At 71.8% G+C, this 25,854-nt stretch carries 28 protein-coding genes and 4 tRNA genes; 23 read left to right on the top strand and 9 right to left on the bottom strand.

Features of this window, described 5'->3' with window-relative positions:
• Position 1: 1 nt before the first annotated feature.
• The 9 genes from ACQPZG_RS14560 (at position 2) to ACQPZG_RS14520 (ending at position 8,864) form a co-directional block, all read left to right on the top strand.
• Positions 2-589 carry a NuoI/complex I 23 kDa subunit family protein gene (locus ACQPZG_RS14560; RefSeq protein ID WP_433546190.1) on the top strand — a complete coding sequence of 196 codons (588 nt, stop codon included), beginning with the start codon at positions 2-4 and terminating at the stop codon, positions 587-589.
• On the top strand, positions 586-1,326 hold the full coding sequence (locus ACQPZG_RS14555) for an NADH-quinone oxidoreductase subunit J family protein (RefSeq protein ID WP_433546189.1): 741 nt from the start codon (positions 586-588) through the stop codon (positions 1,324-1,326). Before ACQPZG_RS14560 ends, ACQPZG_RS14555 begins: the two co-directional genes overlap by 4 nt.
• On the top strand, positions 1,326-1,709 hold the full coding sequence (nuoK, locus tag ACQPZG_RS14550) for an NADH-quinone oxidoreductase subunit NuoK (RefSeq protein ID WP_433546188.1): 384 nt from the start codon (positions 1,326-1,328) through the stop codon (positions 1,707-1,709). The genes ACQPZG_RS14555 and nuoK overlap by 1 nt, the downstream gene beginning before the upstream one ends.
• Positions 1,706-3,745 (top strand): NADH-quinone oxidoreductase subunit 5 family protein, encoded by a 2,040-nt coding sequence (locus ACQPZG_RS14545; RefSeq protein ID WP_433546187.1) that lies wholly within the window; start codon positions 1,706-1,708, stop codon positions 3,743-3,745. Before nuoK ends, ACQPZG_RS14545 begins: the two co-directional genes overlap by 4 nt.
• 3 nt (positions 3,746-3,748) lie before the next feature.
• Positions 3,749-5,374 carry a complex I subunit 4 family protein gene (locus ACQPZG_RS14540; protein ID WP_433546186.1) on the top strand — a complete coding sequence of 542 codons (1,626 nt, stop codon included), beginning with the start codon at positions 3,749-3,751 and terminating at the stop codon, positions 5,372-5,374.
• A gap of 2 nt (positions 5,375-5,376) precedes the next feature.
• Positions 5,377-7,083: an NADH-quinone oxidoreductase subunit N gene (locus ACQPZG_RS14535; RefSeq protein WP_433549406.1), complete on the top strand. Its 1,707-nt coding sequence runs from the start codon at positions 5,377-5,379 to the stop codon at positions 7,081-7,083.
• A gap of 157 nt (positions 7,084-7,240) precedes the next feature.
• Positions 7,241-8,104, top strand: coding sequence for a zinc metalloprotease HtpX (gene htpX, locus ACQPZG_RS14530; protein WP_433546185.1), 864 nt, complete (start codon positions 7,241-7,243; stop codon positions 8,102-8,104).
• Positions 8,101-8,493: a YccF domain-containing protein gene (locus ACQPZG_RS14525; RefSeq protein ID WP_433546184.1), complete on the top strand. Its 393-nt coding sequence runs from the start codon at positions 8,101-8,103 to the stop codon at positions 8,491-8,493. The genes htpX and ACQPZG_RS14525 overlap by 4 nt, the downstream gene beginning before the upstream one ends.
• Before the next feature lie 98 nt (positions 8,494-8,591).
• Positions 8,592-8,864 (top strand): GlsB/YeaQ/YmgE family stress response membrane protein, encoded by a 273-nt coding sequence (locus ACQPZG_RS14520; protein WP_433546183.1) that lies wholly within the window; start codon positions 8,592-8,594, stop codon positions 8,862-8,864.
• A gap of 15 nt (positions 8,865-8,879) precedes the next feature.
• Here the strand turns inward: ACQPZG_RS14520 and ACQPZG_RS14515 are convergent, their stop codons facing one another.
• The 3 genes from ACQPZG_RS14515 to ACQPZG_RS14505 form a co-directional block, all read right to left on the bottom strand.
• A complete protein-coding gene (locus tag ACQPZG_RS14515; protein WP_433546182.1) occupies positions 8,880-9,536 on the bottom strand; it encodes an alpha-ketoglutarate-dependent dioxygenase AlkB family protein in 657 nt (218 codons plus the stop codon).
• Between the two features lie 385 nt (positions 9,537-9,921).
• Positions 9,922-10,428 (bottom strand): methylated-DNA--[protein]-cysteine S-methyltransferase, encoded by a 507-nt coding sequence (locus tag ACQPZG_RS14510; RefSeq protein WP_433546181.1) that lies wholly within the window; start codon positions 10,426-10,428, stop codon positions 9,922-9,924.
• Between the two features lie 212 nt (positions 10,429-10,640).
• Positions 10,641-11,129, bottom strand: coding sequence for a YajQ family cyclic di-GMP-binding protein (locus ACQPZG_RS14505; protein ID WP_185027964.1), 489 nt, complete (start codon positions 11,127-11,129; stop codon positions 10,641-10,643).
• 191 nt (positions 11,130-11,320) lie between these two features.
• Between ACQPZG_RS14505 and ACQPZG_RS14500 the strand changes: the two genes are divergently transcribed.
• Positions 11,321-11,402: transfer RNA gene (locus ACQPZG_RS14500), tRNA-Tyr, on the top strand.
• A gap of 138 nt (positions 11,403-11,540) precedes the next feature.
• On the opposite strand, the gene ACQPZG_RS14495 is transcribed toward ACQPZG_RS14500, so the two are convergent.
• The 3 genes from ACQPZG_RS14495 to ACQPZG_RS14485 form a co-directional block, all read right to left on the bottom strand.
• Positions 11,541-12,035, bottom strand: coding sequence for a GyrI-like domain-containing protein (locus ACQPZG_RS14495; RefSeq protein WP_433546180.1), 495 nt, complete (start codon positions 12,033-12,035; stop codon positions 11,541-11,543).
• Between the two features lie 49 nt (positions 12,036-12,084).
• Complete coding sequence (locus ACQPZG_RS14490) at positions 12,085-12,741, bottom strand: SDR family oxidoreductase (RefSeq protein ID WP_433546179.1); 657 nt, start codon at positions 12,739-12,741, stop codon at positions 12,085-12,087.
• A gap of 87 nt (positions 12,742-12,828) precedes the next feature.
• Positions 12,829-14,103: an amidohydrolase family protein gene (locus ACQPZG_RS14485; RefSeq protein ID WP_433546178.1), complete on the bottom strand. Its 1,275-nt coding sequence runs from the start codon at positions 14,101-14,103 to the stop codon at positions 12,829-12,831.
• A 261-nt stretch (positions 14,104-14,364) separates the two neighbouring features.
• On the opposite strand from ACQPZG_RS14485, the gene ACQPZG_RS14480 reads away from it, so the two are divergent.
• The 9 genes from ACQPZG_RS14480 (at position 14,365) to ACQPZG_RS14440 (ending at position 20,314) form a co-directional block, all read left to right on the top strand.
• Positions 14,365-14,437: transfer RNA gene (locus tag ACQPZG_RS14480), tRNA-Thr, on the top strand.
• Positions 14,438-14,485: 48 nt separating this feature from the next.
• Positions 14,486-14,558 (top strand) — tRNA-Met (locus ACQPZG_RS14475).
• An 89-nt stretch (positions 14,559-14,647) separates the two neighbouring features.
• Positions 14,648-14,812 (top strand): 50S ribosomal protein L33, encoded by a 165-nt coding sequence (gene rpmG, locus ACQPZG_RS14470; protein WP_007265873.1) that lies wholly within the window; start codon positions 14,648-14,650, stop codon positions 14,810-14,812.
• An 88-nt stretch (positions 14,813-14,900) separates the two neighbouring features.
• Entirely contained in the window at positions 14,901-15,353 is a 453-nt protein-coding gene (locus ACQPZG_RS14465) for an FAS1-like dehydratase domain-containing protein (RefSeq protein ID WP_433546177.1), read from the top strand.
• Between the two features lies 1 nt (position 15,354).
• Positions 15,355-15,783 carry a MaoC family dehydratase gene (locus ACQPZG_RS14460; RefSeq protein ID WP_433546176.1) on the top strand — a complete coding sequence of 143 codons (429 nt, stop codon included), beginning with the start codon at positions 15,355-15,357 and terminating at the stop codon, positions 15,781-15,783.
• Positions 15,784-15,928: 145 nt separating this feature from the next.
• Positions 15,929-16,486, top strand: a complete 558-nt coding sequence (locus ACQPZG_RS14455; protein ID WP_433546175.1) for a TetR/AcrR family transcriptional regulator — start codon at positions 15,929-15,931, stop codon at positions 16,484-16,486.
• An 84-nt stretch (positions 16,487-16,570) separates the two neighbouring features.
• A complete protein-coding gene (locus ACQPZG_RS14450; protein WP_433546174.1) occupies positions 16,571-18,031 on the top strand; it encodes a DHA2 family efflux MFS transporter permease subunit in 1,461 nt (486 codons plus the stop codon).
• Positions 18,032-18,538: 507 nt separating this feature from the next.
• Positions 18,539-18,931 (top strand): DUF3291 domain-containing protein, encoded by a 393-nt coding sequence (locus tag ACQPZG_RS14445; RefSeq protein WP_433546173.1) that lies wholly within the window; start codon positions 18,539-18,541, stop codon positions 18,929-18,931.
• A gap of 327 nt (positions 18,932-19,258) precedes the next feature.
• On the top strand, positions 19,259-20,314 hold the full coding sequence (locus tag ACQPZG_RS14440; RefSeq protein WP_433546172.1) for a UDP-N-acetylmuramate dehydrogenase: 1,056 nt from the start codon (positions 19,259-19,261) through the stop codon (positions 20,312-20,314).
• Between the two features lie 15 nt (positions 20,315-20,329).
• On the opposite strand, the gene ACQPZG_RS14435 is transcribed toward ACQPZG_RS14440, so the two are convergent.
• On the bottom strand, positions 20,330-20,962 hold the full coding sequence (locus ACQPZG_RS14435) for an NAD(P)-dependent oxidoreductase (RefSeq protein ID WP_433546171.1): 633 nt from the start codon (positions 20,960-20,962) through the stop codon (positions 20,330-20,332).
• Positions 20,963-21,060: 98 nt separating this feature from the next.
• Between ACQPZG_RS14435 and ACQPZG_RS14430 the strand changes: the two genes are divergently transcribed.
• Positions 21,061-21,684: a TetR/AcrR family transcriptional regulator gene (locus ACQPZG_RS14430; RefSeq protein ID WP_433546170.1), complete on the top strand. Its 624-nt coding sequence runs from the start codon at positions 21,061-21,063 to the stop codon at positions 21,682-21,684.
• A 3-nt stretch (positions 21,685-21,687) separates the two neighbouring features.
• On the opposite strand, the gene ACQPZG_RS14425 is transcribed toward ACQPZG_RS14430, so the two are convergent.
• Positions 21,688-22,740, bottom strand: a complete 1,053-nt coding sequence (locus ACQPZG_RS14425; RefSeq protein WP_433546169.1) for an adenosine deaminase — start codon at positions 22,738-22,740, stop codon at positions 21,688-21,690.
• A gap of 166 nt (positions 22,741-22,906) precedes the next feature.
• Positions 22,907-24,133 (bottom strand): pyridoxal phosphate-dependent aminotransferase, encoded by a 1,227-nt coding sequence (locus ACQPZG_RS14420; RefSeq protein ID WP_433546168.1) that lies wholly within the window; start codon positions 24,131-24,133, stop codon positions 22,907-22,909.
• Between the two features lie 196 nt (positions 24,134-24,329).
• Between ACQPZG_RS14420 and ACQPZG_RS14415 the strand changes: the two genes are divergently transcribed.
• From ACQPZG_RS14415 to nusG, 3 genes are all read left to right on the top strand, one after another.
• Positions 24,330-24,402, top strand: a tRNA-Trp gene (locus ACQPZG_RS14415).
• Positions 24,403-24,508: 106 nt separating this feature from the next.
• The gene (gene secE / locus ACQPZG_RS14410; protein WP_185027984.1) at positions 24,509-24,787 is read left to right on the top strand and encodes a preprotein translocase subunit SecE; all 279 of its coding nucleotides are present in this window, start codon (positions 24,509-24,511) and stop codon (positions 24,785-24,787) included.
• Between the two features lie 83 nt (positions 24,788-24,870).
• A complete protein-coding gene (gene nusG, locus ACQPZG_RS14405) occupies positions 24,871-25,800 on the top strand; it encodes a transcription termination/antitermination protein NusG (protein WP_433546167.1) in 930 nt (309 codons plus the stop codon).
• Positions 25,801-25,854 lie beyond the last annotated feature (54 nt).

Raw genomic sequence — 25,854 nt, 5'->3', positions numbered from 1 at the left:
CATGGCACCCATCCCCGGGAGCGGCCTGGCCAAGGGCCTCGCCGTCACCCTCCGCACGATGACGAAGAAGACCGTCACCGCGCAGTACCCCGAGACCCAGCCCGAACTCCCACCGCGCTCACGCGGAGTGATCGGCCTGTTCGAGGAGAACTGCACGGTCTGCATGCTGTGCGCCCGCGAGTGCCCCGACTGGTGCATCTACATCGACTCCCACAAGGAGACGATGCCGCCCACGGCCCCCGGCGGACGCGAACGCAGCCGCAACGTCCTCGACCGCTTCGCGATCGACTTCTCGCTCTGCATGTACTGCGGGATCTGCATCGAGGTCTGCCCCTTCGACGCCCTCTTCTGGTCGCCGGAGTTCGAGTACGCGGAAACCGACATCCACGAACTCACCCACGAGCGGGACAAGCTCCGCGAGTGGATGTGGACCGTTCCGGAGCCCCCCGCCCTCGATCCGGGCGCGGAGGAACCGAAGGAGATCGCGGCCGCCCGCAAGACCGCCGACAAGCTCCGGGCCCGGCAGGCGGCGGAGGCCGAAGCGGCCCGGGAACAGCAGGCCGCCCAGGACCAGGAGGGACCGGCGTGATCACGACGACCACCACCCTCGCCGCCACGGGCCCCGGCTTCCTCTCCCCGACCGGTGTCGAGATCGCGTTCCTGCTCGTCGGCGTCGTCACCCTCGGCGCGGCGGTCATCACGGTCACCACCAAGCAGCTCGTGCACGCCGCCCTCTGGCTGGTCGTCGCCCTCGGCGGCCTCGCCGTCGAGTACCTGCTGCTCACCGCCGAGTTCATCGCCTGGGTGCAGGTCCTGATCTACGTCGGCTCCGTCGTCGTCCTCCTCCTCTTCGGCCTCATGCTCACCAGAGCTCCCATCGGCCGCTCCCCGGACGCGGATTCGGGCAACCGGCCGGTCGCCCTCGCGGTGGCCGTCGCGGCGGCCGGCGCCCTCGTCTGGGTGGTCGTCGACGCGTTCCGCCACACCTGGATCGACCTGGAAGGGCCGGTACAGGGCTCCACCGAGGTGACCGGCCGGATCCTCTTCCAGCACTGGGTGCTCCCCTTCGAAGCACTCTCCGTCCTGCTGCTGGCGGCCCTGGTCGGCGCGATCGTCCTCTCCCGCAAGAACGCGTCAGCCGCCGAGGAGCCCGGAACCACAGTGGGGCCGCGGTCCTCCGGTGGGCCTGGGAAGCCCAGCGCGCGCCGACGGGCGCAGGCCCCCGGCCGAACCGCGGTGGGCAATCCCGACCGGCCCGCACAGGAGACCCCCGGCCGCCCCCCGACGACGGATCCGAGCGAGCCGACGCAGAAGGAGCAGCGCTGATGCACCTCGCCTACCCGGCCGTCCTCGCCGCGCTCCTCTTCTGCGTCGGCCTGTACGGGGTTCTCGCCCGCCGCAACGCGATCCTGGTCCTGATGTCCGTCGAGCTGATGCTCAACGCCGTCAACCTCAACCTGGTCGCCTTCGACGTCTGGCTCCGCGACACCCTGCACTCCGGACAGGCCCTCACCCTCTTCACCATCGCCATCGCCGCCGCCGAGATCGGCATCGGGCTGGCGATCGTCCTGATGGTGTACCGCAACCGCGGCACCTCGGACATCGACGCCCTCCGCGACACCGCCGAGACGGCCGACGAACAGCACGACCCCGACGACGCCACCCAAGCCCCCGACGGCCCGGCACAGAAGGCAGAGGCCGCCGCGTGACCACCACGACCCTCGCCGTCCTCGTCCCCCTCCTCCCGTTCCTGGGCGCCGCCGCCGGCCTGCTCGTCGGGCGCAGGACTCCCGGCTTCGCACGCCCGCTGGCGATCCTCCCGACGCTCGCCGCACTCGCGCTCGCGCTCACCGTCGCCGTGCACCAGGGCGGCGGAAAGGCGATCGACGCGGCCACCCGGCTCACCCCCACCGGCTCCGTCCCCATCGACCTCGCCCTGCACATCGACGGCTTCGCGGCCCTCGTCGCCGTCCTGGTGACCGTCGTCGCGACCTGCGTCCAGGTCTACTCGACGGCCTACCTGCGCGACGACCCCCGCTACGCCTCGTACGCGGCCCTCGTCTCCCTCTTCACCTCCGCGATGCTGCTCGTCGTCTACTCCGGCGACCTGATGGTGCTGCTGGTCGGCTGGGAGGTCATGGGCATCTGCTCGTACTTCCTCGTCGGCCACTACTGGGAGACGCCCGAAGCCCGCGCCGCCTCCCTCAAGGCGTTCCTGGTCACCAAGCTCGGCGACGTCCCCTTCCTGTTCGGCCTGTTCGCCCTCGCCGCCGACGCCGGCACGTTCCGCATCACCGGCATCCTGAACACCGTCGCCTCCGGCGGCCTCCAGCACCCCACGCTCATCGCGCTCCTGCTCATCGCGGGCGTGGCGGGCAAGTCGGCGCAGTTCCCGCTGCACACCTGGCTGCCGGACGCGATGGCGGGCCCCACGCCCGTCTCGGCGCTGATCCACGCCGCGACGATGGTCGCCGCCGGCGTCTACTTCGTGGCCCGCCTCCTCCCCGTCTTCGCCGCCTCCGCCGCCGCCCTGACCGTCCTCGCGGTGATGGCCGCGATCACCATGGTCGGCTCGGCCCTCGCCGCACTCGCCCAGGACGACATCAAACGCGTCCTGGCCTACTCCACGATCGGTCAGCTCGGGTACATGACCGGCGCCCTCGCCGTCGGCGACCGCGGCGCCGCCGTCTTCCACCTCCTCTCCCACGGCGCGTTCAAGGCCCTCCTCTTCCTCGGCGCCGGCGTGATCATCCACGCCGCCGGCACCAACTCCCTGACCGCCATGTCCCGCATGGGCGGCCTCCCGAAGCGGATCCCGGACGCCTACTGGACGATGACGATCGCGCTCCTCGCCCTCGCCGCCATGCCCCCGTTCGCCGGCTTCTTCTCCAAGGAAGCCGTCCTGGTCGCCGCCGAGCACACCGCCCTCGGCGACTCTGCCACCGCCCCGTCCGGCGCCGGCTGGATCGTCCTGCTCTCCGGTCTGCTCACCGCACTCCTCACCGCCGCGTACGCCACCCGCCTCTGGCTCCTCGCCTTCCGCGGCCACGGCCCCGCCGCCCCGGAGCACGGCCGTCAGCCGATCGCGACGAGCGCGGTCCTGTGGGTCCTCGCCGTCCCCTCCCTCGCCCTCGGCCTGGCCGTCGGACAACTCGCGGGCTGGTTCGACGTGCACGCCCTCACCCCGACGGTCACCACCGCCGTCCTCGGCACCGGCGTCGCCGCCGTCGGCGGGATCATGACGTACGCCGCCTGGCGCGCCCTGCGCTACCGGGCGGGCAGCAACGTGCCCCTCGGCGCGGTCTCCGCGCACCCGAACGCGGACCCCGCCGCCAGCTCCGAGGAAACGGCCAGCGCCGCCCTTCCCCGAGATCTCCAGTCCGTTCGGGCGGGGGAGACCCCACCGGCCGCCCACGGCGACATCGCCTCCGCCCCCGATCCCGGCGACCCCGGCCGTCTCCTCCTGGGCCCCCTGCACCGCCACGCGGCCACCGGCTTCCACCTGGACGCCCTCTACGCGACCCTCTTCGTCCGCCCGGTGCGGGCCGCCGCCGAACTGGTCCGCTTCCTCGACCGCGAGGTCGTCGACACCTACGTACGCGGCGCCGGTGCCCTCCCGCGCTGGCTCGGCACCGCCGTCCGGCGCGCCCAGACCGGCAACGTGCAGACCTACCTCGGCGTCCTGCTCGCCGGGTCCGTCGTCCTGGCGATCGCCGCCGTCCTCGTCGCCGCCGCCGGAGCGTGAGCCATGATCGATATCAGCGAATCCGTGATGCAGTTCCTCCTCGCGTTGATCGTCGTCGGCCCGCTCGTCGGCGCGGCCGCCGCCTTCCTCCCGGCGCCCCCGGGGCTGAAGGGCAAGAACCCCGACCAGGCCGTCCTGCGGCACGGGGTCGTCGTCACCGGCGTCGTCCTCCTCGCCGCGATCGTCCTCGTGCTCGGCTTCGACCACAGCCGCCCCGCGAGGATGCAGGCGACGACCAACCTCCACTGGATCCCGGCGCTCGACATCCGGATCCACCTCGGCGTCGACGGCATCTCGCTCCCCCTCCTCGTGCTGACCGCGCTGCTGACCTTCCTCTGCGCGCTCCACAGCTACTTCAAGATGCCCGCGGGCCCGTCCCCGAAGGCATTCGTCGCGCTCCTCCTCGTCCTGGAGTCCGGCACCTTCGCCACCTTCGCCGTCCTCGACCTGATCCTGTTCTTCCTGGCCTTCGAGATGGTCCTCATCCCGATGTACTTCCTCATCGCACGCTGGGGAGGCGAAGCGGGGGCAGCGCGCAGCGCTTCGACGAGGGGTGGTGGCCGGGCGGCGGGCGGGCGCACGCGAGCGGCCTGGAAGTTCATCCTCTACACCCTGCTCGGCTCCGTCGTGATGCTGCTCGGCCTCCTCCTCATCGGCTTGAAGTCCGGCACATTCGACATGGTGGCACTCGCCACTGACAACGGCCGCGGCCTGACCACGTCCGTGCAGGTCACAGCTGTTCTCGCGATCGCCGTCGGCCTCGCCGTCAAGACCCCGATGTGGCCGCTGCACAGCTGGCTCCCGGACGCCCACACGGCCGCCCCCACCGTCGGTTCGGTCCTGCTCGCCGGCGTCCTGCTGAAGATGGGCACCTACGGTTTCGTCCGCATCGCCCTGCCGATCGCCCCCGAAGGCATGCACACCTTCGCCCCCTACCTCGCCGCCTTCGCGGTCGTCGGCATCGTCTACGGATCCCTCGCCTGCCTCTCCCTCGCCCGCAAGGGGAACAACGGCGACCTCAAGCGCCTCATCGCGTACTCCTCCGTCGGCCACATGGGCTTCGTCCTCCTCGGCATCGCCTCGATGACCCCCACCGGCGTCAACGGCGCCCTCTTCGCCAACATCGCCCACGGCCTGATCACCGGCCTGCTGTTCTTCCTGGTCGGCGCGCTCAAGGACCGCTACGGCACCGCGGACCTGGACACCCTCGCCGGGGCCACCGGCGCCGCCCTCTACGGCAGCGCCCCCCGTTTCGGCGCCCTCCTCGCCTTCGGCGCCGTCGCCTCCCTCGGACTGCCCGGACTCGCCGGGTTCTGGGGCGAGATGCTCACCATGTTCGGCGCGTTCGACCCCGCCGAAGGGCTCAGCCGCCCCGCCTTCCTCACCTTCATGGCCGTCGCCGGCTTCGGCACGCTCCTCACCGCCGCGTACCTGCTGATCGTCGTGCGCCGCGTCTGCATGGGGGAGCGGCGGACGAACGCCGAACCCGTCGCCGACGTCCAGGGCCACGAGTTCGCCGCCTGGACCCCGCTCGTCGCCCTCACCGTCCTCGCCGGCCTCTGGCCCGCAGTCCTCCTCGGCCTCACCGACCCGGCCGTCCAGAAGCTCCTCGCAGGAGGCAAGTCGTGACCGTGGCCGCAGAAGCCGTCACCGTGACCGTCACCGGCGCCACCGGCCCCGCCCGGACGGCCGCCGAGTCCGTCGTCCAGACCATCGACTGGCTCGCCGTCCTCCCGCCCGTCGTCGTGGCAGCCGTCGCCCTCCTCGTGCTGGTCGCCGACCTCTTCGTACGGGAAAGCCGCAAGCACCTCCTGGGCCTCGCCTCCGTCGGGGGCCTCGCCGTCGCCCTTCTCTCCCTGATCCCCCTCCGCAAGGGCGACCGCACCACCTTCTGCCTGGTCGACGACCCCACGGCATGCAGCTACACCGCCGACTACTTCGCCCTGGCCATCCAGGCCCTCGTGCTCGGCGGCGCCCTCCTCACCGCGCTCCTGTCGCTCACCGCCGCCAAGGACGACAAACGGCTCCCCGCGGGCGAGTACTGGTTCCTGCTGCTGTCCTCCGCGGCCGGAGCGGCCCTGCTGCCCGCCTCCCGCGACCTCGCCACCCTCGTCGTCGCCCTCGAAGTCGCCTCGCTGCCCGCCTTCGCCCTCGTCGGGCTGCGCCGCGGCGACAAGCGGTCCTCCGAAGCGGCCCTGAAGTTCTTCCTCTCCTCGGTCACCGCGACCGCCGTCATGCTCCTCGGCGTCAGCTTCGTGTACGCGACGACCGGCACGATGCACCTCACCGAGATCGCCACCCGCCTCGACGACGTCCCCGCCCAGCTCGACACGCTCGCCCAGGCGGGCGTCGCGCTGACCCTCGTCGGCTTCGCCTTCAAGACCGCCGCGGCGCCCTTCCACTTCTGGGTCCCCGACACCTACGCCGGCGCGCCCCTCCCGGTCGCCGCCTACCTGTCCGTCGTCGGCAAGGCGGTCGGCTTCTCAGGGCTCATCCTGGTCACCGTCGTCGCCTTCCCGTCGTACGCCGACGTCTGGGGCCCGGCGCTCGCCGTCCTCGCGGCCCTCACCATGACCGTCGGCAACGTCGCCGCCCTGCGCCAGTCCGCCACGCGCGCGCGTGGCGCGATCCGCCTCCTCGCCTGGTCGTCCGTCGGGCAGGCCGGTTACCTCCTGGTCCCGATCGCGGCGGCTGCGTACACCAGCGACGCCCAGATCGGCTCCACCGTCGCGTACGCCCTGATGTACGCCGTCGTGAACCTCGGCGCGTTCGCCGTGGCCGCCGTCGTCGCCCGTACGAAGCCACTGCACCGGCTCTGCGACTACCGGGGCCTGTACGCCACCCACCCCTTGGCCGCGCTCGCCCTGGGCTTCTTCCTGCTGTGCCTGGCCGGTCTGCCCCCGGGCATCATCGGCCTCTTCGCGAAGGTCGCCGTCTTCTCGGCGGCGGTCGACGCGGGCCTCGGCTGGCTGGCCGTCGTCATGGCCGTCAACGTCGTGATCGCGCTGTTCTACTACCTCCAGTGGACGGCGCTGCTCTTCCGCACCCCCGAAGGCGCTCCGGCCCCCGGGGAGGCCGCAGGGGGCGCACCGGCATCCCAGGAGACCGCAGCGGGCACACGGACCCGGCAGGAGGACGCAGCGGGCACACGGGCCCCCCACGAGACCGCAGCGGGCGCACCGGCATCCGCGGAGGGCGGAGAGGCCCCCCGTCGGCCCGGCCTGCCCGTCCCCGTTCCCCTCGCGCTGGCGATCGTCCTGACCTTCGCCGCCGGAATCGTCCTGTCCGGCGTTCCGCAGCTCATCCTCCGCTTCGCCACCGGCACGCTCTTCCAGTAACCGCGCCAGACCCGACCCGAACGGCCCAACCCCCCTCTTGGTGCACAAGGGAACTAGCGACCCCCGCCTGGCGTTGACCAGGTAAGGAAGGTCCACTGACCAGTGGAAGAACCACCGACTCAGGTGTTCCCCTGCCGCACCATCTGGAGGGCGTACCGTGCACCGCCGGCACAACGGGTTGAAGACAGCCGCACTCCTCGGGGGACTGTCCGCGCTCATCCTCGTCATCGGCAGCTTCTTCGGCCGTACGGGGCTGCTCGTCGCGCTCTGCGTGGCACTCGGCACCAACGCGTACGCGTACTGGAACAGCGACAAGCTGGCCCTGCGCGCCATGCGCGCCCGCCCCGTCAGCGAGTTCGAGGCCCCCCAGCTCTACCGCATGGTCCGCGAGCTCTCCACGGCCGCCCGCCAGCCGATGCCCCGCCTCTACATCTCGCCCACCCAGGCCCCCAACGCCTTCGCCACCGGCCGCAACCCGCGCAACGCCGCGGTCTGCTGCACCGAGGGCATCCTCCAGATCCTCGACGAACGCGAACTGCGCGGCGTCATCGGCCACGAGCTCAGTCACGTCTACAACCGGGACATCCTGATCTCCTCGGTCGCCGGAGCCCTCGCCTCCGTCGTGATGTTCCTGGTCAACTTCGCGTGGCTGATCCCCGTCGGCAGGTCCAACGACAACGAGGGCCCCGGCATCTTCGGCATGCTGCTGATCATGATCCTGGGCCCGATGGCCGCCTCGATCATCCAGCTCGCCGTCAGTCGCTCCCGCGAATACGAGGCCGACGCGTCCGGCGCCCAGCTCACCGGCGATCCTCTCGCCCTGGCCAGCGCATTGCGCAAGCTCGACGCGGGTACGAAACAACTGCCGCTGCCCCCCGAGCCGAGGATCGAGACCGCGAGCCACATGATGATCGCGAACCCGTTCCGCCCCGGCGGGGGCACGGCGAAGCTGTTCTCGACCCACCCGCCCATGGCGGAACGCATCGCCCGACTCGAACGGATGGCAGGCTCCCGCCCGTGAAGACACTCCTCAACCTCATCTGGCTGGTCCTGAGCGGCTTCTGGCTCTTCCTGGGCTATCTGTTCGCCGGTCTCCTCCTGTGCGTCACGATCATCGGCATCCCGTTCGGCCTGGCCGCCTTCCGCATCGGCCTCTACGCCCTGTGGCCCTTCGGGCAGACCGTCGTGGACCGCCGGGACGCGGGCGCCCCGTCCTGCGTCGGCAACGTCCTGTGGCTGGTCCTCGCGGGCTGGTGGCTGGCGCTCGGACACATCGTCACCGGCATCGCGCTGTGCGTCACGATCGTCGGCATTCCCTTCGGCATCGCCAACTTCAAGCTCATTCCGGTCTCCCTGCTGCCGCTGGGCAAGGAGATCGTCCCCACCGACCAGCCCTTCGGCACCCGCTGACCTGCGCAACCTCCACGGCGTCGGCTGCGTCCTCCCGTACGAGAGAGAACACACGCGCCGCGCGCGTGCACCCGCACGAACCCACGGGGGGACCCCACATGAGCATCGTCGGCTGGATCGTCCTCGGCCTGATCGCCGGAGTCATCGCCAAGGTCCTGCTGCCCGGCCGCGACCCGGGCGGACTGGTCGGCACCACGCTGATCGGCATCGCGGGCGCCTTCCTCGGCGGCTGGATCTCCACCCGCTTCCTCGACCGGGAGATCGCCAACCAGTTCTACGACGGCCCGACCTGGATCGCCGCCATCGGCGGCTCGCTCGTCCTGCTCATCGCCTACCGGATCCTCTTCGGCCACTCCCGCTCGCACCGGTGACGGCGCCGCCGCGGATCAGCCGAGACCCGTCACCCGTAACGTGATGTTCAGGCGGCCACTCGCCAGCCCGGTCGCCGGATCGCCCGTTCCGGGCCGCACCTTCGGCACCCCGTGGTACGCGAAGCGCGAAGGCCCCCCGAAGACGAAGAGATCCCCGGACCCCAGCTCCACGTCCCGGTAGGGCCTTCCGCGGTTCTCCGAATTGCCGAAACGGAAGACGCAGCTGTCGCCGATGCTCAGCGACACCACGGGCGCACCGGACCGCTCCTCCCGGTCCTGGTGCATGCCCATCCGGGCGTCACCGTCGTAGAAGTTGATCAGCCCGGCGTCCGGTGCGTACCCGTCCGCCGCGTGCTCGTCCTGGTACGCGTCGACCAGCGCCCGACGGCCCAGGTCCGCCAGCCAGTCCGGGAAGGCGGCAACCCGCGCGCCGTTGACGTCGTCCGCCGTGCGCGAGTAGCGGTACGGCTGCCAGTGCCATCCCACGCCCACCGAGCGCACCGACATGACCCCGCCGCCCGGCAGCTTCGTCCGTCGGATCGGCACCGGCCCACGAGCCCACCCGCGGCACACCACGACCAGCTCCCGCTGCTCCTCCGGCGACAGCCACCCGGGCACGTGCACGGCCCCGGGCGCGACCTCCTCCCGCGGCAACGAGAACAGCCCACTCACGACGGCCCCTCGGTCACGACGGCCTCCCGCTCACGACAACCATCCGCACACCCGGGCTTCCGGCTCGCGCCACTCTCCCGCCCACAAGGGCCTCCCGCCGACGGCAGCTTCCCGCCTGTCAGGGCTTGCGACCGACGACTGCCTCCCGTACACCAGGGCCTCCGATCACGACGTTCCCGCACACCGGGGGCCTTCCGCCGGCGACGGCCCCCGCCCACCCGGGCCTCCGACTCGCGCCCACCTCCCGCCCACCCGGGCCTCCGGCTCGCGCCCACCTCCCGCCCACCCCGGGTCTTCCGTCAACGACAGCCTCAGCCCGCCACGGGGCCATCCCTCGCCCCGGCCTCCCCCGTCCACTGCTCCGCCCCTCGCCCCGGCCTCCCCCTCACACCCGCGAGCCCGCCTCCAGGTCCAGCAGCCACCGCTTCCGCTCCAGCCCGCCCGCGTACCCCGCCAGCGACCCGTCCGCCCCGACGATCCGGTGGCAGGGCCGCAGCACCAGCAGCGGATTGCGCCCGATCGCGGTGCCGACCGCCCGCACCGCCGGCCGGGACGCCCCGATCGACGCCGCGAGCTTCCCGTACGACGTCGTCTCCCCGTACGGGATCGCGTCCACCGCATCCCACACGCGTCGCTGGAACCCGGTCCCCGAACCCCGCGCGTACGCGACGTCGAACCGGCGCAGTTCCCCGGCGAAGTACGCCTTCAGCTGCTCCGCCAACGCACCGAACGCCTCCGGCGCGTGCCGCCACCCGTCCTGGACCTCGGCCCCGCCCTTCTGTCCGGGCACCGACAGCGAGAACAGGGCGACCCCGCCCGCAGCCGCCGCCGACGCCTCGCCGACCAGCAGCAACTCGCCCAGCGGGCTGTCGAGGTGCGCGTAGACCCTCATGTCCCCATCCTCTCCGCGCGGCGGCCACCGCGCTTGTCGACCCGAGTCTGCGCCCCCGGCGAGCGGTGATCCGGCGGTATTCGGACACGGCCCTCCACCGTGGCCGACCGGGCCCCGGCCGCCCACCCCCGCCGCGCACGCGAAGGGGGCGGGGGCCGGCCCGGAGCCGCCCACCGCCCCCGTCCGGAGACCGTCGTCGCGTCAGTGCCGCCTCAGCGGTAGTTCACGTACTGGATCGCGAAGTCGAAGTCCTTGCCCTTGAGCAGTGCCTGCACGGCCTGGAGGTCGTCCCTGCTCTTCGAGCTGACGCGCAGTTCGTCGCCCTGCACCTGCGCCTTGACGCCCTTGGGGCCCTCATCGCGGATGATCTTGGCGACCTTCTTCGCGTTGTCCTGCGAGATGCCCTCCTCGATGGAGGCGAAGATCTTGTACTCCTTGCCGGACAGCTGCGGCTCGCCCGCGTCCAGCACCTTCAGCGAAATGCCGCGCTTGACCAGCTTGGTCTCGAAGACGTCGAGGATGGCCTTGACGCGCTCCTCGGAGTTCGCCTCCATCAGGATCTTCTCGCCGGACCAGGAGATCGAGGCGCCGACGTTCTTGAAGTCGTAGCGCTGGGAGATCTCCTTCGCGGCCTGGTTGAGGGCGTTGTCGACCTCCTGCCGCTCGACCTTCGAGACGATGTCGAAACTGGAGTCGGCCATGTGCTGTGGCTCCTTGATGTGGGTGACGGGGTACGGCGTAAAGCCTTGGGGGTACGGGGCAAAGCCTAGCCACCCGGCCGGACGCGGGGCACGGATCAATCCGGTGGCGGAGCACCCTTGGTCATCGGGTATCGTTTACGTCGTCCCCAGGGAAAAGCGCCGCGAGGCGAAGATCCGCGGAGACATCCCATGGCGGTGTGCCCGAGTGGCCAATGGGAACGGACTGTAAATCCGTCGGCTTAGCCTACCCAGGTTCGAATCCTGGCGCCGCCACAAAAGAAGGCCCCTGATCTGCGGAAACGCGGATCAGGGGCCTTTGGGTTTGCCCTGTGGCGCCGGATTCCGCCACGCCCGGTCCGGGCCGGCCGCGGGCCCCCGGCACCCGTCCCGGGAACCCTGCCTCCGGGAGCCTCACCCCGCCAGTCGGAAGGCCAGCTCCGTCTCCCACTCGCGCGGGTCGGGCCGCACGCGCGGATCGGTCCTGTACGTCTCCAGCCGGGCACCCCAGCGCTCACCGTCCTGCGTCGCCGTCATGTCCCACTCCAGGCCCTCGACGGCGGCCCACGCCAGCAGCGCCGACGCGGCCTCCGCCAGCCCGTCGGGGTGACCGAAGTGCGTCACCGTCGCGTACCGCCCGGCCAGCAGCACACCGGACAGGACGTCGCCCTCCGGCGTCGGCGCCACCGCCACCGGAATGCCCGCCTCCACCTCGCACTCGCCCGCCGCGCCGAGCAGGTCGTACCGGAAGAACGGACCGCCCACCGGTTCCGTTCCCCGCGCCGCGAGCCATCCGAAGAGTTCCGGAACGCGGTCGGCCAGCACCGCGAACCCGTCCGTCCTGACCCGCCCCCGAATCGCCGCGTAGGGCTGCTCCTCCCGCTCCACGATCACGGGTTCGTACGGCATGACACTCCTTCGTCACGGTGGGCTGGGGCCCGTCGAGGGGCCCCGGCGTTCAGTTCCCGGCCACGTCCTTCACCGCCACCGACACCGGCACGCTTCCGCCGATCAGCTCCAGCGTCAGGCCCGCCGTGGAGGGCGTCTCCAGCAGCTCGGCCAGTACGGCCGCCACGTCGTCCCGGGAGACCGGACCGCGCCCGGTGGAGACCCCCAGCGACACCAGCCCGGTGCCCGCGTCGTCGGTCAGCATCCCCGGCCGCAGGATCGTCCAGTCCAGGCCGTCCCGGCCCCGGACGTCCGCGTCCGCCGCGCCCTTGGCCCGCAGGTACACGTCGAAGACGTCGTCGCCCGGGTGCTCGGGGTCGGCGCCCATCGAGGACACCACCACGTAGCGGCGCACCCCCGCCCGCTGTGCCGCGTCCGCGAACAGGACCGCCGCGTCCCGGTCCACCGTGTCCTTCCGCGAGGCTCCGCTGCCCGGCCCCGCCCCGGCCGCGAAAACCGCCGCCGAGGCGCCCCGGAGAACCGCCGCGACCTCCTCCACCGAGGCCGACTCCAGGTCGAGGACGACCGGTTCGGCGCCCGCCGACCGCAGGTCCCCGCTCTGCCCGGGGTCACGGACGATGCCCGCGACCTCACCTCCGCGCGCGGCGAGCAGACGCTCCAGCCGCAACGCGATCCGACCATGTCCACCCGCGATGACAGTGCGCATGCTCCCGACCGTACGCCCACCCGGCCGCCGTCGCGCGGAGTGCCGCCCGTACCACCCTCCGAGCGGCTGTGCGGGCGCCCGGGGCCCTCAGGCGCCCGCCGCGCCTCCCCGCCCCTGGCGCGGCAGTTCGAGCTCCACGGCCGCCACGGAGTCGCAGTACTCGCGCACCGCGCTGGTCCGTGCCACCACCCGGCCCCGGTGCACCACGATCCTGCTGTACGCCAGCGACAGCACCCCCGACAGCCGCTCACCCCGTACGGCCACCAGCTCCGCCGGGAACCCCGCCTCCAGCCGCACCTCCGGCAGCCCCATCGCCTCCCGTGCCGCCGCCGCCACCGACGCGTACGCGTCCTGCGCTCGCATCCCGCACTGCGAGGCCAGCAGGTACGCCGCCTCCAGCGGGTCCCCGCGCCCCACCGGGTTCGCCACGTCCCGCAGCGAACCGCTGCCCGCTGCGAGCCGCACCCCGGCGGCCCGCAGCAGCCGTACCGGCGCGATCCCCCGCTGCTCCACCCCGCCGCAGCCGCCCTGCGGCTGGCACACCACGCCCACCCCGGCCGCCGCCAACTGGTCGGCCGCCCGCACCGCCACCTCCAGCGGCAGCCGGGACAGACCGCCGCAGGGCCCGATCGTCACCCCGGGGCGCAGGCCGCCCGCCATGGCCGCGAGCCGCGCCAGGCGGGCCGGATCGTCGCCTTCCGTGTGCAGGTCGACCGGGCAGCCGTGCTCGGCCGCCACCTCCAGCACCCGCTCCACGTACCCCGTCGGGTCCGGATCCAGGTCCGGGCAGCCGCCCACCACCGTGGCGCCCATCTTCACGGCGTCCCGCAGCATGTCCAGGCCGTCCGCCCCGGCCGTCCCGGTCAGCAGCCGGGGGACCGCGACCGCCGACAGGTCCACCAGGCCGCGCAGCGACCGCCGGGCCCGGAGCACCGCCGCCATCGGCCCGAGCCCCTGGACGTCCCCGATCCGCACGTGCGAGCGCTGCGCCGTCGCCCCGTGCCCGAGTTGCAGCAGCGCCGCCTCGGTGGCGCGCCGTTGCACGTCCTGGGCGGCGTACGAGACCGGCCCCTCCGCGTCGGCGGTCATCGCGATGTCGCTGTGCGCGTGCGGCTCCGCCGGCGCGGGCAGCAGCAGGAAGCCGGCGAGGTCCACCCGGGAGGCGCCGTGCGCGGAAAGGCTTCCCGCCGTGCCGACCGCCTCGATGAGCCCGTCGCTGATCCGCACGTCCACCGTGCGGCCGTCGGTGAGCCGGGCCCGGCTGAGCAGCAGTGCGGTGGCACCGTGCCGCGGGCCGTCGTCGGAGCCCGAGCTGCCGGAGTTCCCGGGGCGGCGCGGCGGCTGCGGCTGACTGTCGGACATCGCGCTCCTGGCGGGGGCTCGGACGGAGGGGACGCGGCGGGGCGGAGGCCGGCGCCCAAGATCACGCAGCGTGCGGCCGAGCCTAGGGGCGTTGTTCCGGCGCTTCGAGGAGGAGCAGAAAAGTCGTACCGGAGTGGCCTCGGGTGGCCTACGGGACGGGTGGTGCGAAGGGGGCGGAGGAGGCGTTTTCCCGGGGCCCCGCGGGGGCTCCGATATGGATTTGGGGGATCGGTGCACACCCGTGTAATGTCTTCCTCGCTCGCCCCAATAGCTCAGTCGGTAGAGCGTCTCCATGGTAAGGAGAAGGTCTGCGGTTCGATTCCGCATTGGGGCTCTGGTGTTCGGAGATCCTCCCCCTCGGGGGAGGTGATCCAGACATCAAAGCGGTGTAGCTCAGTCGGTAGAGCAAGCGGCTCATAATCGCTGTGTCACCGGTTCAAGTCCGGTCACCGCTACGCGCAGTAGCCGATTGTAGGGTCGGTCCTCCGATCGGCTACTCTTTTTTGCGTTCATCCGTACATCCGTCCGTCCAAGGAGCACTCACGTGGCTGCCACCGACGTCCGCCCGAAGATCACGCTGGCCTGCGTGGAGTGCAAGGAGCGGAACTACATCACCAAGAAGAACCGGCGTAACAACCCGGACCGCATGGAGATGAAGAAGCACTGCCCGCGCTGCAACTCGCACACGGCGCACCGCGAAACGCGCTAAGTACAGGCTCGTACACGAGGCCGTCCCCGAATTACTGGGGGCGGCCTCGTGTCGTATGTCACGACGATTCACAGGAGGTAACGGGTTCATGGCGCTCGACCAGTCCTTCGTGGGGCGGACCTATCCGCCCACCTCGGCGTACGAGGTCGGCCGGGAGAAGATCCGCGAGTTCGCCGAGGCCGTCGGCGACGGCAATCCCGCGTACACCGATCGCGAGGCCGCCAAGGCGCTCGGGCACCCGGACGTGATCGCTCCGCCGACCTTCGTGTTCGCGATCACTTTCAAGGCCGCCGGCCTGGTGATAGAGGACCCGCAGCTGGGCCTCGACTACAGCCGGGTGGTGCACGGGGACCAGAAGTTCGCGTACACCCGTCCCGTGCGCGCGGGGGACCGGCTGTCGGTCACCTCCACCATCGAGGCGATCCGGTCGATGGCCGGAAACGACATCCTGGACATCCGTGGCGAAGTCCACGACGAGAGCGGTGAGCACGTGGTGACCGCCTGGACGAAGCTGGTGGCACGCGCCGCCGAGGAGGCGTGAGATGGCTGCCAAGGTCGCGTTCGAGGACGTCGAGGTCGGCACCGAGCTGCCCGCCCAGTCCTTCCCCGTGGACCGCGCCGCACTGGTGCGGTACGCCGGTGCCTCCGGCGACTTCAACCCGATCCACTGGAACGAGAAGTTCGCGGTCGAGGTCGGGCTGCCGGACGTGATCGCGCACGGCATGTTCACCATGGCGGAGGCGGCTCGGGTGGTGACCGACTGGGCGGGCGACCCGGCCGCGGTCGTCGAGTACGGAGTGCGCTTCACCAAGCCGGTCGTCGTGCCGAACGACGGCAGGGGCGCGCTGATCGAGGTAAGCGGCAAGGTGGCCGCCCTGCTGGACGGCAACCGGGTCCGGGTGGACCTCACCGCGACGAGCGCAGGCCAGAAGGTGCTCGGGATGTCCCGCGCGGTGGTGCAGCTCAGCTGAGGTACGGGCAGGCCGGGTAAGGGGCGATCTCCTGGAGGTCGCCCCTTACTGCGCTCGCCCCTCACCGCGTGCCGGGGGCACCCCCGTCCCCGTACCGGCGTATTACCCCTTGACGACATTAGTGATTGGACACTAACTTTCTCGCATGGTCAGGATGAGTGCGGAGGAGCGGCGCGAGAGCGTGATCCGGGCGGCGATGGTCGAGTTCGCCCGCGCCGGATACCGGGGCACCTCCACCGAGGTGATCGCCCAGCGCGTCGGCGTGTCGCAGCCGTACCTCTTCCGTCTCTTCCCGAACAAGCAGGCCATCTTCCTCGCCGCGGCCAAGCGCTGCGTCGAGGACACCACGGAGGTCTTCCGGGGGGCCGGCGAAGGGCTGGAGGGCCACGAGGCACTGGACGCCATGGGTGCGGCCTACCGGGCGCTCATCGCCGACGACCCCGACATGCTGCACATGCAGATGCAGGTGTACGTCGCCGTGGCGTCCGCCGAGGCCGCCGGGGACCACGAGTTCGGCGAGCCGATCAGGGCGAGCTGGATGGAGATGTTCGACACGGTCCACCTCAAGCTCGGCGCCGACGTCGGGGAGACCACCCAGTTCTTCGCGTACGGGATGCTCATCAACGTCTTCGTGTCCCTCGGGTTCCCGCCCGAGCACCGGGCGTGGACCGGCTTCGAGCCGTCCTCGCCACCCAAGGAATGAGTGAGTGTCATGAGCCGGCTTCGGGCGGGCATTTTCTGCCCGCAGAACTTAGTGATCAATAACTAACCAATAGGGGGAGCAGCAGTGAACGAGCCCACGACCCGGCGCACCGGCGCCACCTGGACGCTGATCATCACGAGCGCCGCCGGATTCATGGCGGCCCTCGACAACCTCGTCGTCACCACCGCCCTGCCCTCGATCCGTGCCGACCTCGGGGGAGCGCTGTCCGATCTCCAGTGGACGGTCAACGCGTACACGCTCACCTTCGCCGTGCTGCTCATGCTCGGCGCGGCGCTCGGCGACAGGTTCGGCCGCCGTCGCCTCTTCGTGGTGGGGCTGACCGTCTTCACCGGCGCTTCGGCGGGTGCCGCACTCGCCCCCGGCATCGAGGCGCTGATCGCCGCCCGCGCCATCCAGGGACTGGGTGCGGCGATCATGATGCCGCTCACCCTCACGCTGCTCACCGCGGCCGTTCCCGCCGCCCGCAGGGGAGCCGCCCTCGGCATCTTCAGCGCCGTCACCGGCCTCGCCGTGGCCAGCGGCCCGCTCGTCGGCGGCAGCCTCACCGAGCACCTGTCCTGGCAGTGGATCTTCTGGCTCAACGTGCCCGTCGGCCTGGTACTGCTGCCCCTCGCGGCCCTGCGCCTCAAGGAGTCGTACGCCCCGAACGCCCGTCTCGACGTCCCCGGCACCCTCCTCGTCAGCGGTGGCCTCTTCGGCCTCGTCCACGCCCTGGTCAACGGCCAGGAGGACGGCTGGACCAGCGCCCCGACCCTCACCGGGCTCCTCGTCGGCACGGCGCTGCTCGGCGGCTTCGTCCTGCACGGGTTCCGGCACAGGAACCCCATGCTCCCCATGCGGCTGTTCAAGAACCGTGCGTTCCTCGGCATCAACCTCGCGGGGCTGCTGATGTTCCTGGGCATGTTCGGCTCGATCTTCCTGCTCACGCAGTTCATGCAGGGCGTCCTCGGCTACTCGCCCACCGAGGCGGGGCTGCGGATGCTGCCCTGGACGGGCATGCCCCTGCTGGTGGCACCGTTCGCGGGCATCCTCTCCGACCGGATCGGCGGCCGACCCGTCGTCGCGGCGGGCCTCGCGCTCCAGGCCCTGGGGCTCGCGCTCTTCGCGCTGGTCATCGGCCCCGACGTGTCGTACGCCGCTCAGCTCCCCGCCCTGATCGTCGGAGGCTTCGGCATGGCCCTGTACTTCGCCCCCGCCGCCAGCGTCCTCATGGCGAGCGTCCGCCCGGCGGAACAGGGCATCGCCTCCGGGGCCAACAACGCCCTGCGCGAGGTGGGCGGCGCGCTGGGCGTCGCGGTCCTCGGCGCGGTCTTCGCGGCCCGCGGCGGCTACGGCTCGCCGACCGCGTTCACGGACGGGACCGTCCCGGCCGTCTGGATCGGCGCGGTCGCGGTCGCGCTGGCCGCACTCGCGGCGCTGCTCATACCGCGTACGAAACAGGCGGGCGGGGTGGTCGTCGGCGGCACCGCGACGGCCGGCTCGGCGGGCGAGCCGGCCCGGAGCGGCGGCCTCGCGCGCACCTGAACGGGGGGCTTTCTGAACGGGCGGGTTCGCGTGCGTCTGAGCGGGCGGGTTCGCGCGCCCGAGCGGGCAGCCGGGGGCACGCCCGGAACGGGACACCGGGACCGGGGCCGGTCGGGCCGCCAAGGCGGGGGTCGGTCGGCGGCGGCTCGCAGGGGGCGGGGCGGCGTGGGGCCGGGCCCGGGTCGGTGCCGGCTCGTGCGGTGGGGCCGGTCGGTCGGACGTGCCACGCCACCCGCCCACGCGCGTCCATCGCCCGCAGCCGTCCCGCAAGCCCGATCCCACCCCGCGCAAGCCCGGTCCCACCCCGCGCAAGCCCGGTCCCACCCACCCCACAGCACCCCACGCGACGCGATCCCACCCCGCGCGACGCCACCCCGTCCATCCCCTCCGGCCCCGCCACGCTCCACCCCACTCCACGCCCGCGCCTGACGGGCGAGCGTGCCGCCCACCCGTCCCGCACGCCCCTCGCCGGGTACGCCCCGGCCCCGTCATGATCGGAGAGCACCCGTGCCCGAGCTTCCCTGGTTCGTCCCGCACCGTCCCGCGCCGCACGCCGAGGTCCATGTCATGGCCTCCCGCTTCGAGACCCGGACCCTCCGGGGGGCGTTGCGGTTCTTCGCGCGGACGCCTCGCATCATGTGGCAGATACGGACCGCCCCGGGCGCCCACGGAGTCACCCTGCGGGCCCGGCCGTTGCGCCGTACCTTCTGGACGCTGTCCGTCTGGGAGTCGCCCGAGGCCCTGTACCGCTTCGCGGGCAGTGACCCGCACCGGAGCAGTGCCCGCGCGCTCAAGGCCCTGATGAAGGAGTCGGACTTCGTGTCCTGGACGACCGACGCGGACGCCCTTCCGCTGGACTGGTCCGACGCCCTCCAGCGCCTCGACGTGAACCGGACCTGACCGGGCCCCCGGGCCGAGGCCCTTCGAGGTCAGCAAGGTCCAGCCAGTCGAAGACCCTGCTGACCCCCTGAACCCGAACCCGAACCTGCGCCCGAACCCGCGCCCGGACGCGAGCGCGAACGCGAACCCCGACCCGCGCCCGGACAAGAACCCGAACCTGGACCCGCGCCCAACCCCAACCCCAACCCCAACCCCAACCCCAACCCCAACCCCCAACCCCCAACCCCCAACCGAACCGAGCCCCACCACCTCGTCCCGCCTCGTCCCACCGCGCCCCGCCCTCCCGCCCGGTGAGTCACGCCCCCGGCCTCTCGTACGCTGGACCCCGTGCAGGAACTCCACGATGCCCCCCTCGCCCCCCTGACCACCTTCCGCCTCGGCGGCCCCGCGGCCCGTCTGGTCACGGCCCGTACCGACGACGAGGTGATCGCCGCCGTCCGCGAGGCCGACGGGTCGGGCACCCCGTTGCTGATCGTCGGCGGCGGCAGCAACCTGGTCATCGGCGACGAGGGCTTCGACGGCACCGCTCTGCGCATCGCCACCCAGGGCTTCCGCCTCGACGGTACGAAGCTGGAACTGGCCGCCGGCGAGGTCTGGACCGACGCCGTCGCCCGCACCGTCGAGGCCGGTCTCGCGGGCATCGAGTGCCTTGCCGGAATCCCCGGTTCCGCGGGTGCGACGCCGATCCAGAACGTCGGCGCGTACGGCCAGGAGGTCTCCAGCACGATCACCGAGGTCGACGCGTACGACCGTCGCACCCGAGAGCGCGTCACCCTCACCAACGCGGACTGTGCCTTCTCGTACCGTCACAGCCGCTTCAAGGAGGACCCGCACCGCTACGTGGTGCTGCGCGTGCGCTTCGAACTGGAGGACGCGGGCGGGCTGTCCGCGCCGATCAAGTACCCGGAGACCGCACGCACGCTGGGCGTCGAAGCGGGAGAGCGGGTGAGTGCGGCCGTCGCGCGCGAGACCGTGCTCGCCCTGCGCGCGGGCAAGGGCATGGTGCTGGACCCGGAGGACCACGACACCTGGTCGGCGGGCTCCTTCTTCACCAACCCGATCCTCGACGAGGCGGGCTTCGCCGCCTTCCTCGCGCGCGTGCACGCCACCCTCGGCCCCGACACCGCGCCGCCCGCCTTCCCGGCGGGGGAGGGGCTGACCAAGACCTCGGCGGCCTGGCTGATCGACCGCGCCGGTTTCACCAAGGGATACGGCGAAGGCCCCGCCCGCATCTCCACCAAGCACACCCTCGCCCTCACCAACCGTGGCCGTGCCACCACCGAGGACCTGCTGTCCCTCGCCCGCGAGGTCGTCGCCGGTGTGCACGACGCGTTCGGCGTGACCCTCGTCAACGAGCCCGTGACGGTCAACTGCGCCCTGTGAGGGCCCCGTACGCGTCTAGTACGCCACCCCGACCCCCTGCCTCAGCGTCGTCGGGTCGTCCAGCGCCGCCAGCATCGCGTGGGCCACATCGGAGCGCGCGATCGTCCGCCCGCTGCGCGGAGTTCCACCGACCACCGTGCGGTAGACGCCGGTGAGCGGCGCGTCCGTCAGCCTCGGTGGCCGTACGGAGGTCCAGTCGGTCGCGGAGCGCGCCAACTCGCCCTCCATGGCGCGCAGATCGTCGTACACGTCCTTCAGCACCCGGCCGATCGCCCGGATCATGAGACGGTCCAGGGCCGGCTGCCGCTCCGGCACGGGGCCGACCGGAGCGGCGCTCACCACCACCAGCCGCCGGGGGCCCGCCGCTTCCACCGCCCGCAGGACGACCCGGGTCAACGTCGTGGTGATGCCCGCGTCCTTGGCGCTGCGCGCCCCGAGGCCGGAGAGGACCGCGTCCCGGCCCGCGACGGCCTCCCGCAACTGCTCGGGATCCGACACGTCCGACCGGAACACGGTGAGCCGCTCGCCCTTCACCGTGCACCGCGCGGGGTCCCGTACGACCGCCGTGACCTCGTGCCCGGCGGCCAGTGCCTGCTGGACGATCTCCCGTCCGACACCGCCGGTGGCGCCGAATACCGTGAGCCTCATCGTTCGTCTCCTAGGGTGGGTGAGTGTTCACTCACCCGAGGGTGGGTGAGCGCTCACTCACTCGTCAAGCCCTGTCACCGATTCCGTCCGGAGTTCGTATGTCACCGTCACGGCCCGAGCCGCAGAAACCGACCCGGGAGCGCATCCTCGACGCCGCTCACGAACTGATGCGCACTCTCGGCCTGTCCCGCGCCACCACCAAGGAGATCGCGCGGCTGGCCGGCTGTTCCGAGGCGGCGCTCTACAAGCACTTCGCCGGAAAGGAGGACCTCTTCGTCGCCGTGCTCAGCGAACGGCTGCCCCGCCTGACCCCGCTGCTCCACCGCCTGGTCCTCGACCCCGGCGGGCGCACCGTCGAGCAGAACCTCACCGAGATCGCCCGTCAGGCCACGCTCTTCTACGCCGAGAGCTTCCCGATCGCCGCCTCGCTCTACGCCGAGGCCAAACTCAAGAGCCGCCACGACGCCGCCATGCGGGAGCTGGGCACCGGCCCCCACATGCCCATCGAGGGCCTCGACTCCTACCTCCGCGCCGAACAGTCCGCGGGCCGCATCGCCGCGACCGCCGACACCTTCGCCGCCGCCTCGCTCCTCATGGGAGCCTGCGCGCAGCGCGCCTTCGCGTACGCCCCGGCCGGCGCCGTGGGCGCACCTCCCCCGCAGGACGTCGACGACTTCGCCGCCGCCCTCGCCGCCACCCTCCTGGCAGGCATCAGCGGGTAGGGATCAGCCGGCCAGCCACGCGTCGATCCCGCCGAGCAGCCTCTCCCGCACGTCCACCGGAGCGGCCGCCCCCCGCACCGACTGCCGTGCCAGCTCGGCCAGCTCGGCGTCCGTGAACCCGTGGTGCTCCCGTGCCAGCTCGTACTGCGCCGCCAGCCGCGACCCGAACAGCAGCGGGTCGTCGGCGCCCAGCGCCATCGGCACCCCCGCCTCGAAGAGGGTGCGCAACGGTACGTCCTCGGGCTTCTCGTACACCCCGAGCGCCACGTTGGACGAGGGGCACACCTCGCACGTGATCTGCCGGTCCGCCAGCCGCTTCAGCAACCGCGGGTTCTCGGCGGCCCGCACCCCGTGCCCGATCCGCGACGCGTCCAGATCGTCCAGGCAGTCGCGCACGGAGGCGGGCCCGGCCAGCTCGCCGCCGTGCGGCGCGGCCAGCAGCCCGCCCTCCCGGGCGATGGCGAAGGCGCGGTCGAAGTCCCGCGCCATGCCGCGCCGCTCGTCGTTGGACAGCCCGAAGCCGACGATCCCGCGATCCGCGTACCGCACCGCCAGCCGCGCCAGCGTCCGCGCGTCCAGGGGGTGCTTCATGCGGTTCGCCGCCACCAGCACCCGCATCCCGAGCCCGGTCTCCCGCGAGGCGCTGTCGACCGCGTCCAGGATGATCTCCAGCGCCGGGATCAGCCCGCCGAGCAGCGGCGCGTACGAGGTGGGGTCGACCTGGATCTCCAGCCATCCCGACCCGTCCCGCACGTCCTCCTCCGCGGCCTCGCGCACCAGCCGCTGGATGTCCTCGGGGGTGCGCAGACAGGACCGTGCCGCGTCGTACAGCCGCTGGAAGCGGAACCAGCCCCGCTCGTCGGTGGCCCGCAGCTTCGGCGGCTCCGCGCCGGTCAGCGCGTCGGGGAGGTGGACGCCGTGCTTCTCGGCCAGGTCCAGGAGGGTGGAAGGGCGCATCGACCCCGTGAAATGCAGGTGCAGATGAGCCTTGGGGAGCAGGGTCAGATCACGTACACGCGGGGGGTTCGGGGGGGTACCCCCTGAAAGGACGGGCATCCAAGGATCTTGCCGTACGCGGGCCGCGCCCGGAACCCGCTTTTCCCCAACGGGTGCACCCCCGAACGCAGAAACGGTCCTCCGGCCCTCGGGCCGGGGGACCGTCTCACGCACTGCGCGGAGGCGCACCGCGTCCCCGCACAGGGGCGCGGCACGCACCCAGGAGCTAGTCGCGCGCCTCCGCGAGGAGCTTCTGGAGCCGCGACACGCCCTCGACGAGGTCCTCGTCACCCAGCGCGTACGAGAGCCGCAGGTATCCCGGCGTGCCGAACGCCTCGCCCGGAACGACCGCGACCTCCACCTCCTCCAGGATCAGCGCGGCCAGCTCGACGGAGGTCTGCGGGCGCTTGCCCCGGATCTCCTTGCCGAGCAGCCCCTTCACCGACGGGTACACGTAGAACGCGCCCTCCGGGGTGGGGCAGACCACACCGTCGATCTCGCTCAGCATCCGCACGATCGTCCTGCGGCGCCGGTCAAAGGCGGTCTTCATCTCCTCGACGGCGTCCAGCGACCCGGAGACGGCCGCCAGCGCCGCCATCTGCGCCACGTTGGAGACGTTGGACGTGGCGTGCGACTGGAGGTTGGTCGCCGCCTTCACCACGTCCCGCGGGCCGACGATCCAGCCGACCCGCCAGCCCGTCATCGCGTACGTCTTCGCCACGCCGTTGACCACGATGCACTTGTCGCGCAGCTCCGGCACGATCGCCGGCAGCGACGTGAACGACGCGTCCCCGTACACCAGGTGCTCGTAGATCTCGTCGGTCAGCACCCACAGGCCGTGCTCGTGCGCCCAGCGCCCGATCGCCTCGGCGTCGGCCTCGCTGTAGACCGCGCCGGTCGGGTTGGACGGCGAGACGAACAGGACGACCTTCGTCCGCTCGGTGCGCGCGGCCTCCAGCTGCTCCACGGAGACCCGGTAGCCGGTCGTCTCGTCGGACACCACCTCCACCGGCACGCCGCCCGCGAGCCGGATGGACTCGGGGTACGTCGTCCAGTACGGGGCCGGGACGATGACCTCGTCGCCCGGGTCGAGGATCGCGGCGAAGGCCTCGTAGATGGCCTGCTTCCCGCCGTTGGTGACCAGGACCTGGGAGGCGTCGACCTCGTAGCCGGAGTCGCGCAGCGTCTTCGCGGCGATCGCGTTCTTCAGCTCGGGCAGGCCGCCGGCCGGGGTGTAGCGGTGGTACTTCGGGTTGGCGCAGGCTTCGATCGCGGCCTGGACGATGTAGTCCGGGGTGGGGAAGTCCGGCTCGCCCGCGCCGAAGCCGATCACGGGGCGGCCCGCGGCCTTGAGGGCCTTCGCCTTCGCGTCCACGGCGAGGGTGGCGGACTCGGAAATGGCACCGACGCGGGCGGAGACCCGGCGCTCGGTCGGAGGGGTTGCAGCGCTCATGCGGCCCATGGTCCCAGACCCCCGGGGGCGCGCGTACAGGGGTTTCGCGGACTGGCCACCGCCGCGTCGGGCCGCTATCTGTTCGACGCGGGGCCCGGGAGCACGTACACTCACCTGTCGTTGGCCCACAGCAGCCCGCTCCAGCAGAGCGCACTCCGTGCACTCGGTCGGATGCGGTAGGTTGGGGGAACCACAAAGGGTCGTAGCTCAATTGGTAGAGCACTGGTCTCCAAAACCAGCGGTTGGGGGTTCAAGTCCCTCCGGCCCTGCTACACACTCCTTCGCCAGGATGTGTGCGCATGTACGTACTTCTCTGCATTGTCGTGCGGCTCCACCGGGCGCGGCACGGCCACGACCCGGAATCAGGTGAGTAGCGTGACGGACGCCGTGGGCTCCATCGACATGCCTGATGCCCAGGACGAGACGCCGAAGAAGGCGCGCAAGGGCGGCAAGCGGGGCAAGAAGGGCCCGCTGGGCCGCCTCGCGCAGTTCTACCGCCAGATCGTCGCGGAACTCCGCAAGGTCGTCTGGCCCACTCGCAGCCAGCTGTCGACGTACACCACCGTGGTCATCATCTTCGTGGTGATCATGATCGGCATCGTGACCGTCATCGACCAGGGCTTCTCGTCCGTGGTGAAGTACGTCTTCGGCTAGAAACCTCGCGTAGGGCGCCTCCACTTACGGGCGCCCCTTTCGCGCGTTCCACCCATTTGTGTATCCAGGAAGAAGCAGCCACCGTGTCTGACCCGAACCTGAACGACGCCGGCGAGCCGACGGTGGGCGCCGTCGAGTCCGTTGAGGACGAGACCGCCATCGTTGAGGCGGCGGACGCTGTGGAGCCCGACCAGGCCGACGCTGCCGACGCCGCCGTCGGCGAGCCCGCCGAAGAGGCCGCCCTGCACGTCGAGGACGAGACCGCAGCGGTCTCCGGATCCGACGAGGACGCCGAGGACGAGAGCGCGGACGCCGACGCCGAAGAGGCGGACGAGGCCGCGGCGGAGGCCGGGACCGACGCGGAGGACGCCGCCGAGGCGGAGGACGCCGAGCCCGTCGACCCGATCGCCGCCCTCCGCGAGGAACTGCGCACCCTGCCCGGCGAGTGGTACGTCATCCACACCTACGCCGGGTACGAGAAGCGCGTGAAGGCCAACCTGGAGCAGCGCGCCGTCTCCCTGAACGTCGAAGAGTTCATCTACCAGGCCGAAGTGCCGGAAGAAGAAATCGTTCAGATCAAGAACGGCGAGCGCAAGAACGTCCGTCAGAACAAGCTGCCGGGTTACGTCCTGGTGCGCATGGACCTGACCAACGAGTCCTGGGGCGTCGTCCGCAACACCCCCGGCGTCACCGGCTTCGTGGGCAACGCCTACGACCCGTACCCGCTGACCCTGGACGAGATCGTCAAGATGCTCGCCCCGGAGGCCGAGGAGAAGGCCGCCCGCGAGGCGGCCGAGGCCGAGGGCAAGCCGGCGCCGCAGCGCAAGATGGAGGTCCAGGTACTGGACTTCGAGGTCGGCGACGCGGTCACCGTCACGGACGGACCGTTCGCGACCCTCCAGGCCACGATCAACGAGATCAACGCCGACTCCAAGAAGGTCAAGGGCCTCGTCGAGATCTTCGGCCGCGAGACTCCGGTCGAGCTCAGCTTCGACCAGATCCAGAAGAACTGACCCCAGGTCGGACACTTCTGACAAGAGCTTCCGAACAGGTCAGATCGGGCTGCG

The sequence above is a fragment of the Streptomyces sp. CA-294286 genome, from assembly GCF_050947155.1.
In the GTDB taxonomy this organism is placed as follows: domain Bacteria; phylum Actinomycetota; class Actinomycetes; order Streptomycetales; family Streptomycetaceae; genus Streptomyces.
This window is presented reverse-complemented; position numbering and strand designations above follow the sequence as displayed.